At 62.2% G+C, this 14,816-nt stretch carries 15 protein-coding genes and 2 pseudogenes; 11 read left to right on the top strand and 6 right to left on the bottom strand.

Translation table 11 applies throughout. The features are described 5' to 3' along the window. Positions 1–154: 154 nt before the first annotated feature. From NHAM_RS14430 to NHAM_RS14415, 4 genes are all read left to right on the top strand, one after another. Positions 155–448: a Dabb family protein gene (locus tag NHAM_RS14430; protein ID WP_041358180.1), complete on the top strand. Its 294-nt coding sequence runs from the start codon at positions 155–157 to the stop codon at positions 446–448. A gap of 152 nt (positions 449–600) precedes the next feature. Continuing rightward, positions 601–1,731: an 8-amino-7-oxononanoate synthase gene (locus tag NHAM_RS14425; RefSeq protein WP_041359036.1), complete on the top strand. Its 1,131-nt coding sequence runs from the start codon at positions 601–603 to the stop codon at positions 1,729–1,731. Next, positions 1,728–2,366 carry a dethiobiotin synthase gene (gene bioD, locus NHAM_RS14420; RefSeq protein WP_011511252.1) on the top strand — a complete coding sequence of 213 codons (639 nt, stop codon included), beginning with the start codon at positions 1,728–1,730 and terminating at the stop codon, positions 2,364–2,366. Before NHAM_RS14425 ends, bioD begins: the two co-directional genes overlap by 4 nt. Next, the gene (locus NHAM_RS14415; RefSeq protein ID WP_011511251.1) at positions 2,366–3,625 is read left to right on the top strand and encodes an adenosylmethionine--8-amino-7-oxononanoate transaminase; all 1,260 of its coding nucleotides are present in this window, start codon (positions 2,366–2,368) and stop codon (positions 3,623–3,625) included. Before bioD ends, NHAM_RS14415 begins: the two co-directional genes overlap by 1 nt. A gap of 39 nt (positions 3,626–3,664) precedes the next feature. Here NHAM_RS14415 and NHAM_RS14410 read toward each other — a convergent pair whose 3' ends face one another. Further along, complete coding sequence (locus tag NHAM_RS14410; RefSeq protein ID WP_011511250.1) at positions 3,665–4,141, bottom strand: membrane protein; 477 nt, start codon at positions 4,139–4,141, stop codon at positions 3,665–3,667. Between the two features lie 193 nt (positions 4,142–4,334). On the opposite strand from NHAM_RS14410, the gene NHAM_RS14405 reads away from it, so the two are divergent. The 5 genes from NHAM_RS14405 to NHAM_RS14385 all read left to right on the top strand — a co-directional run bounded on the left by NHAM_RS14405 (position 4,335) and on the right by NHAM_RS14385 (position 10,275). Further along, positions 4,335–5,006: a Crp/Fnr family transcriptional regulator gene (locus NHAM_RS14405; protein ID WP_245269899.1), complete on the top strand. Its 672-nt coding sequence runs from the start codon at positions 4,335–4,337 to the stop codon at positions 5,004–5,006. A 332-nt stretch (positions 5,007–5,338) separates the two neighbouring features. Then, positions 5,339–6,691 carry a substrate-binding protein gene (locus NHAM_RS14400; protein ID WP_011511248.1) on the top strand — a complete coding sequence of 451 codons (1,353 nt, stop codon included), beginning with the start codon at positions 5,339–5,341 and terminating at the stop codon, positions 6,689–6,691. 123 nt (positions 6,692–6,814) lie between these two features. Further along, the gene (locus NHAM_RS14395) at positions 6,815–7,690 is read left to right on the top strand and encodes a branched-chain amino acid ABC transporter permease (RefSeq protein ID WP_011511247.1); all 876 of its coding nucleotides are present in this window, start codon (positions 6,815–6,817) and stop codon (positions 7,688–7,690) included. Between the two features lie 12 nt (positions 7,691–7,702). Further along, positions 7,703–9,580 (top strand): branched-chain amino acid ABC transporter ATP-binding protein/permease, encoded by a 1,878-nt coding sequence (locus tag NHAM_RS14390; protein WP_011511246.1) that lies wholly within the window; start codon positions 7,703–7,705, stop codon positions 9,578–9,580. Continuing rightward, on the top strand, positions 9,577–10,275 hold the full coding sequence (locus NHAM_RS14385) for an ABC transporter ATP-binding protein (RefSeq protein ID WP_011511245.1): 699 nt from the start codon (positions 9,577–9,579) through the stop codon (positions 10,273–10,275). Before NHAM_RS14390 ends, NHAM_RS14385 begins: the two co-directional genes overlap by 4 nt. Positions 10,276–10,511: 236 nt before the next feature. Here the strand turns inward: NHAM_RS14385 and NHAM_RS14380 are convergent, their stop codons facing one another. The 3 genes from NHAM_RS14380 to NHAM_RS14370 all read right to left on the bottom strand — a co-directional run bounded on the left by NHAM_RS14380 (position 10,512) and on the right by NHAM_RS14370 (position 11,631). Beyond that, positions 10,512–10,949, bottom strand: a complete 438-nt coding sequence (locus NHAM_RS14380; protein WP_011511244.1) for an HIT family protein — start codon at positions 10,947–10,949, stop codon at positions 10,512–10,514. Between the two features lie 91 nt (positions 10,950–11,040). Beyond that, a complete protein-coding gene (locus NHAM_RS14375) occupies positions 11,041–11,232 on the bottom strand; it encodes a hypothetical protein (protein ID WP_041359035.1) in 192 nt (63 codons plus the stop codon). Between the two features lie 129 nt (positions 11,233–11,361). Continuing rightward, on the bottom strand, positions 11,362–11,631 hold the full coding sequence (locus NHAM_RS14370; RefSeq protein ID WP_011511242.1) for a hypothetical protein: 270 nt from the start codon (positions 11,629–11,631) through the stop codon (positions 11,362–11,364). Positions 11,632–11,881: 250 nt separating this feature from the next. On the opposite strand from NHAM_RS14370, the gene NHAM_RS14365 reads away from it, so the two are divergent. Together NHAM_RS14365 and NHAM_RS28250 are read left to right on the top strand one after the other, a co-directional pair. After that, positions 11,882–13,081: a pyridoxal-phosphate-dependent aminotransferase family protein gene (locus NHAM_RS14365; protein ID WP_011511241.1), complete on the top strand. Its 1,200-nt coding sequence runs from the start codon at positions 11,882–11,884 to the stop codon at positions 13,079–13,081. A gap of 76 nt (positions 13,082–13,157) precedes the next feature. After that, positions 13,158–13,326 (top strand): annotated as a pseudogene (locus NHAM_RS28250) (enoyl-CoA hydratase); the annotation flags it as partial. On the opposite strand, the pseudogene NHAM_RS26150 reads toward NHAM_RS28250, so the two are convergent. Together NHAM_RS26150 and NHAM_RS14355 are read right to left on the bottom strand one after the other, a co-directional pair. After that, positions 13,299–13,534, bottom strand: a pseudogene (locus tag NHAM_RS26150) (CoA transferase); the annotation flags it as partial. The pseudogenes NHAM_RS28250 and NHAM_RS26150 sit on opposite strands and share 28 nt — an antisense overlap. Before the next feature lie 217 nt (positions 13,535–13,751). Further along, a complete protein-coding gene (locus NHAM_RS14355; RefSeq protein ID WP_011511239.1) occupies positions 13,752–14,753 on the bottom strand; it encodes a glycosyl transferase in 1,002 nt (333 codons plus the stop codon). Between the last annotated feature and the right edge of the window lie 63 nt (positions 14,754–14,816).

Below are 14,816 nucleotides of genomic sequence, written 5' to 3'. Positions count from 1 at the left end.
GCAGAACATTCAACCGGACGTCCCCAGCTTGTGAAGATCGCGGGACCCCCGACGTTGCCCCCACGGAGACATCGCGCCGTGCCGTTAGCGTTGCGTTGGAGTTGATGGCAAGATAGTCATGCGACCGGGATCAACCTTTACGTTACGGCCAGCCATGATTCGTCACATCGTTTTGTTCACGGCGAAAGACAAGGGCGATATCGACAAGATGATCGACGGCCTGTCGTCTCTCAGGGCGATCCCGCATGCGCGCCGGCTCGAGGTCGTGCGCAACCGGAAGACGGATCAGCTCGGCAACGACATCGACGTTGTCGTTTACGGTGAATTCGACAGCGAGGCGGAACTCGCAGCGTATAAGGCGCACGATCTATACCAGGAATCGACCAGGCGGGTGCGACCGCTCCGGGACTTGCGCTTCGCGGCCGACTATGATGTGCCGGCCGAGTAGATGGTTGAATTCTGACGGTCGAATTCGAAGGGTGTCGGTCCCGGCGGAGAGCCGCCTTCGCTGGAAGCCCATGCCGCAGAATCGCGCGCAGCACGGCTGCCGTCGTTGGTGACGTAAGCGCGACGCTTTGGCACTGGCCGGGACACATGATGATGCACGAGATTTATACGGCAGATTTACAGGCGCTCGCAGGTCGGGGCCGTCTCCGTGCGCTGCGCGGGCGCTCGGGCATCGATCTCGCGTCGAACGACTATCTTGGTCTGGCTGAATCCGGAGAATTGCGACAGGCCACCGTCGATGCATTGGCGCGAGGGGTGCCGATCGGGGCCGGAGGGTCGCGCCTGTTACGCGGCAATCATCCTGAACATGAAGCGCTGGAGCGCGAAGCGGCAGCCTATTTCGGCGCGGAGTCTGCGCTCTATTTCGGCGCCGGCTACGTCGCCAACTTCGCCATCTTCTCGACGCTGCCGCAGCGCGGCGATCTCGTCGTGCATGACGAACTGATCCATGCCAGCGTCCATGAAGGCGTTCGTCGCGGTCGGGCCGAATCCGTCGGTGTTCCGCACAACGATATCGATGCTTTTGAGTCAGCGATCGCGAAGTGGCGTGCGGCCGGCGGCAAGGGCCGGCCCTGGTTGTCGGTTGAAAGCCTCTACAGCATGGACGGCGATTGCCCGAACCTGGCTGAGCTGTTTGCCGTTGCGGATCGTCACGATGCGATGGTCGTGATCGACGAGGCCCATGCGACGGGCGTGCTGGGGCCGCAGGGGAGGGGGCTTGCCGCGTCGTTCGAGGGCCGCGACAACGTCATCACGCTGCACACCTGCGGCAAGGCGCTGGGGACGGTCGGCGGCTTCATTCTCGCACCGACGATCATCCGCGACTTTCTGGTCAATCGCGCGCGCCCGTTCATTTTTGCCACCGCGCCATCGCCGCTGATCGCCGCGGTGACGCGTGCAGCGCTCGACATCTCCCGGACCGATCCCGAACGTCGGGAACGCCTGGCGCGTCTGGTGCAGTTTGCGGGAAACGAACTGCGTCGGCGCTGCAATATTGAACCGTCCGGCTCGCAGATCCTTCCGGTGATCGTCGGTGCCGATCAGGCGGCGGTCGCGCTGGCGGCGTCATTGCAGCACAGAGGTTTCGATGTTCGGGCGATCCGTCCGCCGACGGTCCCCGAAGGCACCGCGCGGCTTCGCATCGCATTGACGCTCCATGTCGACGAGGCGATCGTCACTGAGTTGTTCGCAGCTTTGGCCGAAGACATGCGGGTAGCTGCGTGAGTACGCGGATCGTTGTGACGGGTACGGATACCGGCATCGGCAAGACGGTTTTCTCGGCGGCGCTTGCCGGTGCTCTCGACGGATTTTACTGGAAGCCGATCCAGGCGGGGCTGGACGACGAAACGGACACCCAAACGGTGCTGCGGTTGTCGGGCCTCGCCGCCGAACGTGTGCTGCCGGAAGCCTATCGGTTGCGGACGCCGGCGTCTCCGCATCTCGCCGCCGAGCTTGACGGTGTGACCATCGAACACCAGGCTCTGCTGGTTCCGGAAAAGGACCGTCCGCTGGTGGTCGAAGGCGCCGGCGGTTTGCTGGTGCCGCTGACGCGCACCATCACCTATCTTGACCTCATGGCGCGGTGGCGCATTCCGGTGGTGCTCTGCGCCCGAACCGCGCTTGGCACCATCAATCACAGTCTGCTGTCGGTCGAGGCGCTGCGCGCACGGGGCGTTGCGATGCTTGGCATCGCTTTCATCGGCGAAGAGAACGTCGAATCCGAACGCATTATCACCGAGATGGGCAAGGTGCGGCGCCTCGGCCGTCTGCCGCATGTTGCACCGCTGACTCGCGACACGTTGCGCGAAGCTTTCGCCGACGGTTTCGCTATCGACGATTTTCTGAAAGGACCGGCCTGATGACGTCGGCATCTGCGGTATGGCACCCGTTCACCCAGCATGCGGTGCAACCGGAGGCGATACCGATCGCCAAGGGCGAGGGTGCCTGGCTTGAGACCGCCGACGGCCGGCGCATCTTCGATGCGATTTCGTCGTGGTGGGTAGTGACGCATGGTCATCGTCATCCGCGGATCGTGCAGGCGATCAGGGATCAAGTCGATCGCCTCGATCAGGTGATCTTTGCCGGCTTTACCCACGAGCCGGCCGAAAAGCTCGCGCGGCAACTCATCGCGATGACGCCGCCGGGGCTCGAATACGTCTTCTTTTCTGATAGTGGCTCGACGTCGGTCGAAGTCGCGCTGAAAATGGCGCTCGGCTTCTGGCGGAATCGCGGCGAGCCGCGCAGCCGCATCCTGGCGCTGGAAGGGGCCTATCACGGCGACACCATCGGCGGCATGTCGGTCGGCGAACGAGGTGTCTTCAATGCACCTTACGATCCGCTGCTGTTCGATGTCGAGCGGATTCCCTTTCCCGCTGAGGGCCGCGAACAGGCAACGCTGGATGCGATCACCACGGCATGTCGGAACGCCGGCGTCGCGGCGCTGATCGTCGAGCCGTTGATCCTCGGCGCCGGCGGCATGTTGATCTATCCGCCTTGGGTACTCGCGGAGATGAAGCGAATCTGCGAGGGCCACGGCGTTCTATTTATCGCCGATGAAGTGATGACGGGGTGGGGCCGCACCGGAACGCGCTTCGCCTGCGAGCAGGCCGACGTGACGCCCGATATCGCCTGTTACTCCAAGGGCCTCACCGGCGGTTCGCTGCCGCTGGCGGTGACGCTGTGCCGTGCGGATATTTTTGAGGCGCATTATTCAACGGATCGCAGCAAGACCTTTTTCCATTCCAGCTCCTTTACCGCGAACCCGATCGCCTGCGCGGCCGCCTGCGCGAACCTCGCGATTTGGCAAAATGAGCCGGTGATGGAGCGCATCGCCGCCGTGGCGCGCGCACAAGCCAGGGGCCTCGATCGCTTTCGTGAGGATCGGCGTTTTGCCAACGCCCGTCAGATCGGAACCATCGCCGCGCTTGATATCACCACGGAGGACGCCGGCTATCTGGCCGGCATCGGACCGCGTCTTTACAACGATTTCCTTGAGCGCGGGCTGCTGGTCCGGCCGCTCGGCAACACGATCTACCTCATGCCGCCGTACTGCAGCACGCCGCACGAACTCGACCGCGTCTTTGATGCGATCAGCGAAATTGTCGACGGGATCGGATAACCGAGCGTAAGTTGTTTCGGCACCGGCCGGTGGTCGCGGTCAAAAAATCGACCACCCATGGCTTCCTGCGACCGCTGCGAAGACGGTCCCCAGACTGAGCCCGAGCAGAATCCAATGCGCCCGGTGCAACCATGCAAAGGCAACGTCTGGCCGCTCGGCCGCCAGCCGATGGAAGTGGCGTTGCAAAATAAAAGGCTCACCAATGAAGAGCACGAAGGTGAACAGCAGCCAAAGGCCCACCATGGCGTCCATCCACCAGAAAGCCGGCATCCGAAACCGATCCCAAAGGTCGAGCTGCCACGTCATGTAGAGGCCGCTCAAGCCGACGATGATGACTGACGCACGAGCTTGCCAGATGAAGCGTCGCTCGATCGCCCCGAACGCCTTCAGCCGATCCGGCCCGAGATCGCCGCGCCGGAGCGCCGGCAAGGCCACCGTTGTTGCCATCGAGACGCCGCCGATCCAGACGACGACGGCAAGGACGTGCAGGGCACGCGCGACGATGATGTCATTCATGAAGCCCCCGTAAATCCCTATGGTAACTGTGCGAGCCGTCGGCTTCCGCAAGCTGTACGGCACCGCCGTTCGCCAGGGGTTGCGCAAAAGCAATTTGCTATCCTTTTCTGCGAGGCCGCATTAGTGTTCGCGAATGAGCAAAGTTCCGCCTCTGTCCCGGCAGGTCCTTTCAAACCTTGAGCTCTTTCGGGGCTTGTCGACGGCAGCGCTGGACGACGTCGTCGCCTCCGCCAGTACGCGCGCTTTTGCTCGCGATTTTCGTGTGTTCAACCAGGGTGAAACACGCGTGCGCGCTCATGTCCTTATCGATGGCTGGATCAGGATTTCTCAATCCGGCAGCGATGGAGCGCAGATCGTCGTGCGCTTCATCGGACCGGGCGACATTTTCGGTGCAATTTCCTTGTTCACGGATCGGCGCTATCCTGCCGATGCCGACACCCTGACGGATGCAACCGAGGTGAGCTGGAGCGACAGAGCTTTGCTCGACCTGATGAACAACCATCCGCAGATCGCCATCAATGCCGTTCGCATCGTCGGCCAACGGCTTCAAGAGGCACAGCATCGGGTTCGCGAACTGGCCACCCAGCGCGCGGAGCGGCGCGTGGCTCATGCGTTATTGCGACTGCTTCGTCAGGTGGGCACCACGACCTCCCGAGGCATCGTCATCCGCTTTCCGCTTCGTCGGAAAGACATTGCCGATATCGCCGGAACGACGCTTTATTCCGCGAGCCGCATTCTGAGTGCCTGGGAAAGAGCCGGCTGGCTAAAGACGCTCGACCGGCGCATTGTGGTCCAAAGTCTCTCGGACCTGATGCGGATCGCAGAGGATGAGAGCGGACAGGACATCACGCCATTACCGCCGTGAGCGATCCATGGGCCCGGCTGAGGCTTATTAGAGAAAACCCTCCCTCCGAATCCGATGGCTGGAACGGCCGTGAGATCGTGTCTTTGAGAATGAGGTGGCGGCTGCTCGGGTCATCCGTCATATCTGGTCAAAGAGGTCTGATTTTTCGGCGGAAACACCATTCTCTTCGACGAAAGTGACATTGACAGACCTGTGATCGATGGGACTTGTAGTGGTGGTACCCTGGTCGGCGCTGGTTAACGGGCGCGCCAGCCTGACTGTCAGATTCGACCCTGTCAGAATTCGACGATGAGTAAAATTGCACACGACACTTTTTGAGAGGATCATGCGCGATGAAGAAGATTTTTGAGCAGGAATTCAATGCGGCGGTATCGCGCCGATCCCTGTTGCAGGGCAGCGCCGGCCTGATCGGCGGCTTGATGCTGCCGAATGGCCTTATCATGCCGGCCTTCGCCGACGACAAGCCGGCGATCGGCACCTGGCCGGCCGGCTCGTCCGGTTCGTCGGTGTCAATCGGGGTCGCGGTGCCGCGCACCGGTACCTACGCCGTGCAGGGCGAGGACGAACTCAAGGGCTGGGAGCTGGCCGCGGAGCATCTTAATTCCGGTCACGAACTGGTCAAGAAGCTGTCGCCGAAGACCAAGAAAGGCGTACTCGGCAAAGAAGTGAAGCTGGTGGTCGCGGATTCCGGCGCCAAGCCGAACCAGGCCGTGCAGGCGGAGCAGCGCTTCATCACCGAGAACAAGGTCGTGTTGATGACCGGCTCGACTTCGAGCGCGGTCGCGGTCGCCCTCAACAAGCTGGCGCAACGCGAGCATGTGCTTTACGTCGCGGGAATCTCCGGCTCCAACGATACCACCGGCAAGGACTGCGTGCGGTACGGCTTCCGCCAGTGCTTCTACGGCGAGATGGCGGCGAACGCGATCGGACCGGTGATCGTCAAGGCTTACGGCAAGAACAAGAAGGCCGCGTACCTGACGCCCGACTATACCTATGGCCACACCACCACGGCCTCCGTCGAAAACTATCTGAAGTCGCAGGGATGGACGACCGTCACCAACCAGGTCTCGCCGCTCGGCGCACCCGACTATTCGTCCTATCTGCTCAACGTCGTCAACTCCGGTGCCGACGTTCTGATCAACGTCAACTGGGGCCACGATTGCGTGCTCTCCACCCAGCAGGCCAAGCAGTTCGGCGTGCTCGACAAGATGAAGCTCGTGGTTCCCTATCAGGTGCCGTTCCTGGCGCGCGAGACCGGCGGCCTCATGGAAGACGTCTATGCGGCCACCGACTACTGGTGGACCCTTGAGGACAAGTATCCGCTCGCCAAGATGTTCAACGAATCGTTCGAGAAGAAGTACGGCTACAAGCCGGAGTGGGGTGCCGAGAACGCCTATATCGCCGTCGTGCATTGGGCTCGCATGGTCGAGGAGGCCGGCAGCTTTTATCCGCCCGACGTCATCAAGGTCTGGGAGAAGGGCGAAACCATTCCCTCGCTGGTCGGCGACGTTCACTACCGCCCCGAGGATCACCAGTGCGTGCGCCCGGTGATCATCGTCAAGGGCAAGGCCAAGAAGGACATGAAAAACAAGGACGACTGGTACGACATCGTCGAGATCGTCCCCGGCGAAAGCGTGATCCAGAAGCCGGATGCGTTCGGCTGCAAGCTCGGCGACTACACCTGATCGAAAAGGTCCCGGCGCCGCGGCGGAAGGGTTAAGCGCCGCCGCGGCGCGGGGGTCGTATGTGTGTAGTGTGCTTCTTGCGAGCTCTATTCCGTTTTCAAACGTACCCGGCGATTGCGCGGCATGATCAACTGGCAAAATTTCGTCTCGCAACTTTTCAACGGGCTGGTACTCGGCGCGCTGCTCGCACTGATTTCGTCCGGCCTGACGATCATCTACGGAACGCTCGGGGTTCTCAACCTTGCGCACGGCGCAATGTTCATGCTCGGCGGCTATGCCGGGTATGTCGCCTACACCTATACGGATTCCTTCATCGTCGCCGTCATCGCCGGATCGCTGTTCGTGATGGTGGTGGGAGTGGCGATGGAGCGGATCATCATCCGCCGTTTCTACGGCCGGCCGGACGAAGACCAGTTGCTGGTGACCTTCGGTCTCGGCATCTGCTTCGTCGAGGTCGTGCGCCTGTTCTTCGGCAGTCTGTCGCTGACGGTGCCGACGCCGACGATCTTCGCCGGCATTACCTCGCTCGGCTTCATGTTCTATCCGACCTACCGGCTGGCGCTGGTCGTCATCATCGCGGTGGCGCTGCTGGTCCTGTTCCTCGTCCTCTACCGGACGCGGCTGGGTCTGATCGTACGGGCCGGAATCGAGGATTCGGTGATGGTGTCCTCGCTCGGCATCGACGTCTATCGCGTGTTCATGGTGGTGTTCGGCATCGGCGCAATGGCGGCGGGCTTCGCCGGCATCGTCAACGCGCCGGTGGTATCGCTGACGCCGGACATGGGCGAGGCGATCCTGGTGCAGACCTTCGTCGTGGTCGTCATCGGCGGCGTCGGGTCGTTCCCCGGCGCTATCATCGGCGGACTGATCGCCGGCGAGATCATCAGCATCACCGCGATGATAAACCCGGGCTACGCCTATATCATGCTGTTCGCCGCGATGACGCTGGTGCTGCTGCTGCGGCCGCACGGCCTGCTCGGCGCGCAAGGTCGAAGCTGACACGGGACCATCATGCTCAAACAGCGCCCCCTCGTCATCGAGACCCTCACGGCTCTCGGCCTGATCCTTGCGCCGTTCATCCTGCCGCATCTCGGCTTCGCGCCGAACACCATCAACCGCATCCTGGTGTGGGGGCTGTTCGGCATCGGATTCGATATCCTGTTCGGCTTCACCGGGCTGCTGTCGTTCGGCCAGTCGGCGTTCTACGGCACCGGCGGCTTCGTGGCGGCCTATCTGTTGACCCAGGCGGGATTCCCGCATGTGGTGACGTCGCTGTTCATCGGCATGATCGCGTCTGCGGCGGTCGGCTATCTGGTCGGGCTGATCGCGTTGCGCCGCACCGGCATCTATTTCGCGATGATTACGGTGGCGATCGCGGAGGTATTCTTCTTCGTCGAGTTCAATCCGCTGGCCGATTGGACCGGCGGCGAGAACGGCCTGCCCGGCGTGCCGACGCCGCATTTCGATCTCGGATTCGCCGACTTCCAGTTCAATACGAGCTGGTCGCTCTATGTCTTCCTCGCCTTCTGGTATTTCCTCGGCATCGTCGTGGGGCTGCGCATCGTGCGCTCGCCGGTCGGCACGATCCTGCGGGCGGTTCGCGAGAACCCGATGCGGGCGTCGGCGGTCGGCCACAACATCCATTCCTACAAGCTGACCGCATTCGTCATCGCCGCCGCCTATGCGGGCTTCGCCGGCGGTCTGCTCGGCGTGATGCAGGCGTTCATGCCGCCCGACGCCTTCATGTTCCACACCTCGGCCGAACTCGTCATGATGACGGCCATCGGCGGCACAGGCACCTTGTTCGGCACGCTGGTCGGAGCCGGAGTCTGGCTGTTTCTGCAGGACTTCCTGCAGGCCGCGCTCGGTCTCGGAGCGGCGTGGAAGCTGGTGCTGGGTGTCGTGTTCGTGCTGCTGGTGTGTTTCCTGCGGCACGGCATCATCGGCGGCATCGCTGATCTTTACCGCCTTGCCGTCGGCAAGCGCGCCCACCGGGAGCCGGTCGCGGCGCCGGCCAGCGCTTTGACCGCGGAGGAAGAACAAGAGGTTGCGGAGGCCGAGCTCGCGAAGGAGCCGGATCCGTTTCCGATGGCCCCGGTGCATCGCGCGAGCGACGGCTATTCCGGCCCGATCCTGCAGGCGACCGGCCTGACCAAGCGTTACGGCGGTCTCCTCGCCAATAGCAAGATCGATTTCACCGTCAACCATGGCGAGTTGCGCGGCATCATCGGCCCAAACGGCGCCGGCAAGTCGACGTTTTTCAAGATGTTGACCTGCGAAGTCGCGCCGACGTCGGGCAAGATCGTGTTCGAGGGGCTCGATATCACCGGGATGAACGTCACCGACGTCTGCCAGCTCGGTCTGACTAAAAGCTATCAGGTCAATCAGTTGTTCTCCGCACTGACCGTGCGCGAGAATCTGACCATCGCGGCGCTCTCGGAATTGCGCGGCAAGTTCCGCCTCGACATATTCCGCAGTCTCGGCAACATTCCGGGATTATCCGAGCAGGTCCAACGCACGCTGGAACTGGTCAATCTGACGACGCGGCCGGACACGCCGGTGTCCGAACTCGCCTATGGCGAAAAGCGCCGGCTGGAAATCGGGCTGGCGCTGGCCACCTCGCCAAGCCTGCTGCTGCTCGACGAGCCGCTCGCCGGCATGAGCCCGCGTGAGCGCGTGGAGACGGTCAAGCTGCTGAAGTCCATCAGCAAGGGCCGCACCATGATCATCATCGATCACGACATGGATGCGCTGTTCGAACTTGCCGAGCGCGTCACGGTGCTGCAGGAAGGCCGGGTGCTGGTCGAGGGAACGCCGGACGAAATCAAGAACAACGCTGCGGTCCAGGAGGCCTATCTCGGAGGTGTAAACGGAGTGCTCACCGCATGAGCCTGCTCGAGGTCAACGGTCTGAACAGCTATTATGGGGATTCCCATATCCTCTTCGATGTCTCGATGCGTGTCGAGCGCAACGAGGTCGTGGCGCTGCTCGGGCGCAACGGCGCCGGCAAGAGCACCACGCTAAAGAGCCTGATGGGCGTAGTCACGCCACGGGCCGGCAGCGTGATATTCGACGGCACCGACGTTGCAGGCCGCAAGAGCCACAAGATCGCGCAGGCCGGAATGCAGCTCGTGCATGAGGAGCGCCGCATTTTCGGCAGCCTCAGCGTCGAGGAAAACATTGTGCTCGCGGGGCTGACGGCTTCGAAACGCTGGCCGCTCAATCGCATCTATGAGATGTTTCCCCGGCTGAAGGAGCGGCGGAACAATCGCGGCAACGAGCTGTCCGGCGGCGAGCAGCAGATGCTGGCGATCGCGCGCGCGCTGATCCGCGATCCCAAGATCATCCTGCTCGACGAGCCGTTCGAGGGGCTCGCGCCGGTGATCGTGAAAGATCTCATGAAGGCCTGCCGCGATCTGGCTGCCGCCGGTCAGACCATCGTGCTGGTGGAGCAGAACCTGGCGGCAACGCTCGCGCTCGCCCAGCGCATCTATATCATCAACAACGGCCATATCGTGCATGAGGGGCCGGCCCGGGAACTCAAGGCGCAGCCGGACATCCTGCAACGCTACCTCGGCGTTTAGAGCATTTTCGAGCGAAGCATGTCCTCGGGCTTGACCCGAGGATGGATGCCGGTTCGCATCAAGAAAACGCGTCAAACCAAAATCATGGAGCCCCGCCTCTGATTCCATCAGAAGCGAGACTCTATGGCATGATCCCCGAAAAGTAGAAACCGGTTTTCGGATAAGGTCATGCTCAATCAATAGGCCCGGGCATCCCGATGACGATGATCGAGAGTCTCCGTCAGGCAGGAAACGAGCTACCCGCCGAGCGCGGCGATCAGCCGGGCCGCGTGATTGTCGAGCACCGCGGCATCCTCTTTCCGGCTCTGGGGCGGCAGCAGGTCAACCCCCGACTTCATCGGCATGACGTGCATATGCAGGTGAAACACCACCTGTCCGCTGGCGGCTTCGCTGAACTGCTGGACGATGATGCCTTCCGCATCGAAGGCCTTCATGGCGGCGATCGCGATCGTCTTCGCGGTTCGCGCGACTTCTGCTAAATCGTCCGCTGAAATATCGAGGATTCCGCGGGCAGGGGCTTTCGGGATCACCAGCGTGTGGCCCGGCACGCGCGGCATGATGTCGAGAAACGCGAACGTGCGTGCGTCTTCATAGACCTTGAAGCAGGGGAGCTCGCCGCGAAGAATTTTCGCGAAGGCGTTCTGATCGTCGTAGGCCGGCACCGTTCCCACCATGTCTGTCCCGGGTTTGCTTAAATCCGCGTTTGGCTTGTCACCGCATCGCCGGCCCGCTTGCGCTGGTCTCCGCGCAAGCTGGGACTGAAAGCTACTCCCGGCTGCGCGATCGCTCCGCTGGCTTTGTCAGGCCAAGCTGGCTGATCCGCTCGCGGGTGAGCTGATCCCGCGCGCCTTCTTCGATCAGCAGGTCAATGAACGCCAGCCGCTTCGATTCGTCGGTCGCCTCGGCCAGCAGGTTCCGATAGCGCTCGTAGTCGTATCCCTTGTCCGGTTTATCCATGGATGCGTCTCGCAGACCTTTCATTGCGCCAATCCTACGCGTGTCCTTGCAATCGCGCCACGCGCTATGCACAGATTCGGGCGGTCAGCGCCGTCAAACGTGGACGCGGTTCCCGCGGTACCAGGGCGGTCAATTGCAGGGATGCGGGCGGCCATCCTGCCCGCGATAGGAGGCGGCGCTCTGCTTGCATCGCACGTGGGCCGGTCCGTCGTAATAGGCGAAGGGTTGATCCGGCGTAACGGCGGGTCCGTAGTTGTGGAGATAGATATCGGTCTCGGACGAATGATGTTGGTGGTACTTATGGTTATGGTGCTTGTGGTGATGAGACCGCGCCAGCGCCGGCGCCGAGACGGCCATCGAAACCACGGCGGCCGCAGCCAGAATCCTCAAAGTCATCATCGGGCCGATCTCCTGTGCTGCGGATGGCATGGCGGGTGCCCTTGTGTGTGGATCAAACCGGAATTTGATGCAGGTTGGTTTCATGTTCGGGCCGGCCTCAGTCGCTGTCAATGGCCGTTATCAGTCGCCGGCTGTGATGCTTGGCCCGTATTCTTGAGCATTGACGGGCGCCTGCGGGCGCGGGACAACGCCGCCAGATCATGATATTCGACCCTGAAATCCCATAAGAATTCCCCGGAAAGGACCCAAGATGACGCTGCACACAGGACGGCACTTTCTCCAGATTCCAGGCCCCACCACTGTGCCTGACCGCGTGCTGCGCGCCATCGATATGCCCGTTCTGGATCATCGCGGTCCGGAATTCGCTGTGCTTGGCTTTGAGGTGCTGGCCGGCATCCAGCGGATTTTCCGCACCAAGCAGCCGGTCGTCATCTATCCGTCGTCGGGCACCGGCGCCTGGGAAGCCGCGATCGTCAACACGCTGTCGCCGGGCGACAAGGTGCTGATGGCGGAGACCGGTCAGTTCGCCACGCTGTGGCTCGGGATGGCCGAGAAGTTCAAACTCGACGTCGATGTGCTGCCGACCGATTGGCGCCGTGGCGCGCCGCTGGACCTGATCGAGGAGCGGCTCAAGGCCGATCGGGAGCACAAAATCAAGGCTGTCATGATCGTGCACAACGAAACCTCGACGAGCTGCGTCACCTATCCGCTCGAGGTCCGCAAAATCCTCGACCGCGCCAAACATCCCGCGCTGTTGATGGTCGACACCATCTCCGGTCTCGGCGCGCTCGAATACGAGCATGACGCCTGGGGTATCGACGTGTCGATCGCGGGGTCCCAGAAGGGCATGATGTTGCCGCCGGGCCTCGGGTTCAACGCGTTGTCGGAAAAGGCCCTGGCGGCCTCGAAGGCCAACACCTCGACGCGGTACTACTGGGACTGGCACGCCATGATCGCCAACAACAAGCAGGGCTCGTTTCCCTTCACGCCGGCCACCAATCTTCTGTACGGCCTGAAGGCTGCGGTCGCGATGATGGAGGAGGAAGGTCTGGAGAACGTATGGGCTCGCCACGAGCGTCACGGCGCCGCAACTCGGGCCGCTGTGAAGGCGTGGGGGCTGGATCTCGTCTGTCAGGATCCGCACGCCTATTCGCCGGCGCTGACCGCCGTCATGGTGCCTGATGGACACGACGCCGACGCCTTCCGCAAGGTGGTGCTCGACAATTTCGACATGTCGCTCGGCGCCGGCCTCAACAAGATCAAGGGCAAGGCCTTCCGCATCGGCCATCTCGGCCATCTCAACGACCTGTCGCTGATGGGAGCGATTGCCGGCATCGAGATGAGCCTCGACCTCGCCAAGCTGCCGCATCGCGCCGGCGGCGTCGCGGCGGCGATGGAGGTGCTCAAGGGACGCGACGTGGCCGCGATGCCGAAGGCCGCGGTTGCCTGAGTTGGGATCGTCGGGGCGGGGCGGCTACGCGCCGCCCCGCCCCGCCATTTGACGTAAACAGGGAAGAGCGGGCGCACTGGACGCTCACGGCCACCACAAAGATCTGCTCTATGTCGTCGAGGACGGTATCGCGTGTCTGACCTTCAACCGTCCGCAGGCGCGCAACGCGCTGACGTTCGATGTACGAGCGGATGGCAGAGATTTGCGAGAGCATCACCTTGGGATCCTCGAGATTGAGCGTCATTGCGTGCTTGTTGCGGTGCAGGTTCTGGAAATCCGAACAATGGCGTGGGCCGCTGGGCTGTTCGCCGTCGGCATCCGTCAGCGCCTCGATCTTGATGACGTTGGCGCCCCAATCCGCCAGTTGCCGCACGGCGGTTGACCCCGAGCGGGCACGGGTGAGGTCGAGAACCGTGAATGCGAAAGAGCCTGGGAGGTGCGGGGAGAAGCCATTCATCGAACTCCGGAAGGTAGCAATCGGGAAGGTCACGAGGTGCATCCGACGATTACCCATTCTGTTTGCCACAACAGCCAAGGCAAAGACGATCAACCGCCCGTGCAGCGACTCGGTGGCAGCGTAGCCCGATGCATCGTGGCGGCAGCCATCGCACGTGACGACTACGGAGCGGGTATTGGCTACCCTGGTGGGTGAATTCGGGGGGACTGCGGCCTAGCGCCGCCGTGCAAACCACGACATGACCGATGTCACGGCAAGCGCGCCGATGATGAAAAGCCCTATTCTTCCGGTGGATGATGGTATCGCAATAGACGCCAAAGCGAGGCCGACGAGACCGAGATTGAGTGCGAAAACCGTGCCGACTACACCGGTGACCGTGAAGCCGTTGGCGGCGGCGCGTTGATAAAAATGCGAGCGGTGGGCGATCCAGATTTTGTCACCCGCGATCAAGCGGCGAAGCATTGTCGCCGTAGCGTCGGCCAGATAGTAAAGCGGTAGCAGCAAGGCTGCGATGAGGTGGCCCCGATAGGCAAGCTCCAGCAGGCACCATCCTAGAAGCAGCCCGATCGGCAGACTGCCGACATCGCCCAGGAAGACCTTGGCAACAGGGCGATTGAACGGCGCAAATCCGACCATTGCGCCACCGAGCGCGGCTGCAACCAGACTGATCATCGGATCCAGATCGCCGGTCAGGCCCAATGTGACCAGAGCTGCGGTGATTGGGACGGTTTCGGCAACCGTCATCAAGTCTAGCCCGTCCATGAAATTGACCAGGTTGACGAACCAAAGCCCTGCGACCAGCAGAACGCCGCGCTCCAGCCAGAGCGGGTAGGCCGGGACAATGTGCAGGTTGGTAGGCGCGGTCAGAAAAACTGTGCCGACGGCAAGCGTCTGCAGGACCAAGCGCGGCAGCACCGGGATCGGCTTAAGGTCGTCGGCCGCACCGACGGCTGCGATAAACAACGTTGCGCCAAAGACGGACGCGGGAATTCCTAATTCGATTGATTGCGACAGCGCCATGAAGATACTTGCAACGATCAGCGTCGCGCTGATCACGGCAAGACCGCCACCTTGCGGTGTGGGGGTCTTGTGCGAGGAACGTGCGTTCGGCCTCGCCAACGCGTAGCGCGAAAGCAAAGGGTGCAGTGCCCACGTCATTGCCGACGAGAGGATTGCCGCCAGGACAATGCTCAACAGCAGAAGTAGCGGGCTCAACGGCAGTACTCCAAGGCAAATAGTCGATGAATGCTGATTGTGGTCGTATACTTTTCGGAGCTT

Source organism: Nitrobacter hamburgensis X14 (assembly GCF_000013885.1).
Lineage (GTDB): Bacteria > Pseudomonadota > Alphaproteobacteria > Rhizobiales > Xanthobacteraceae > Nitrobacter > Nitrobacter hamburgensis.
Note: the sequence above shows the minus strand (reverse complement) of the source record. Positions and strands in the feature narration are given on the sequence as shown.

Bases quoted from the DNA above. Each gene is read 5' to 3' on its own strand.
- NHAM_RS14390 (WP_011511246.1), top strand. From the start codon at position 7,703: ATGCTCAAACAGCGCCCCCTCGTCATCGAGACCCTCACGGCTCTCGGC.
- NHAM_RS14380 (WP_011511244.1), bottom strand. From the start codon at position 10,949: ATGGTGGGAACGGTGCCGGCCTACGACGATCAGAACGCCTTCGCGAAA.
- NHAM_RS14395 (WP_011511247.1), top strand. From the start codon at position 6,815: ATGATCAACTGGCAAAATTTCGTCTCGCAACTTTTCAACGGGCTGGTA.
- NHAM_RS14370 (WP_011511242.1), bottom strand. From the start codon at position 11,631: ATGATGACTTTGAGGATTCTGGCTGCGGCCGCCGTGGTTTCGATGGCC.
- NHAM_RS14415 (WP_011511251.1), top strand. From the start codon at position 2,366: ATGACGTCGGCATCTGCGGTATGGCACCCGTTCACCCAGCATGCGGTG.
- NHAM_RS14410 (WP_011511250.1), bottom strand. From the start codon at position 4,141: ATGAATGACATCATCGTCGCGCGTGCCCTGCACGTCCTTGCCGTCGTC.
- NHAM_RS14400 (WP_011511248.1), top strand. From the start codon at position 5,339: ATGAAGAAGATTTTTGAGCAGGAATTCAATGCGGCGGTATCGCGCCGA.
- NHAM_RS14425 (WP_041359036.1), top strand. From the start codon at position 601: ATGCACGAGATTTATACGGCAGATTTACAGGCGCTCGCAGGTCGGGGC.
- NHAM_RS14385 (WP_011511245.1), top strand. From the start codon at position 9,577: ATGAGCCTGCTCGAGGTCAACGGTCTGAACAGCTATTATGGGGATTCC.
- NHAM_RS14365 (WP_011511241.1), top strand. From the start codon at position 11,882: ATGACGCTGCACACAGGACGGCACTTTCTCCAGATTCCAGGCCCCACC.
- NHAM_RS14430 (WP_041358180.1), top strand. From the start codon at position 155: ATGATTCGTCACATCGTTTTGTTCACGGCGAAAGACAAGGGCGATATC.
- NHAM_RS14375 (WP_041359035.1), bottom strand. From the start codon at position 11,232: ATGGATAAACCGGACAAGGGATACGACTACGAGCGCTATCGGAACCTG.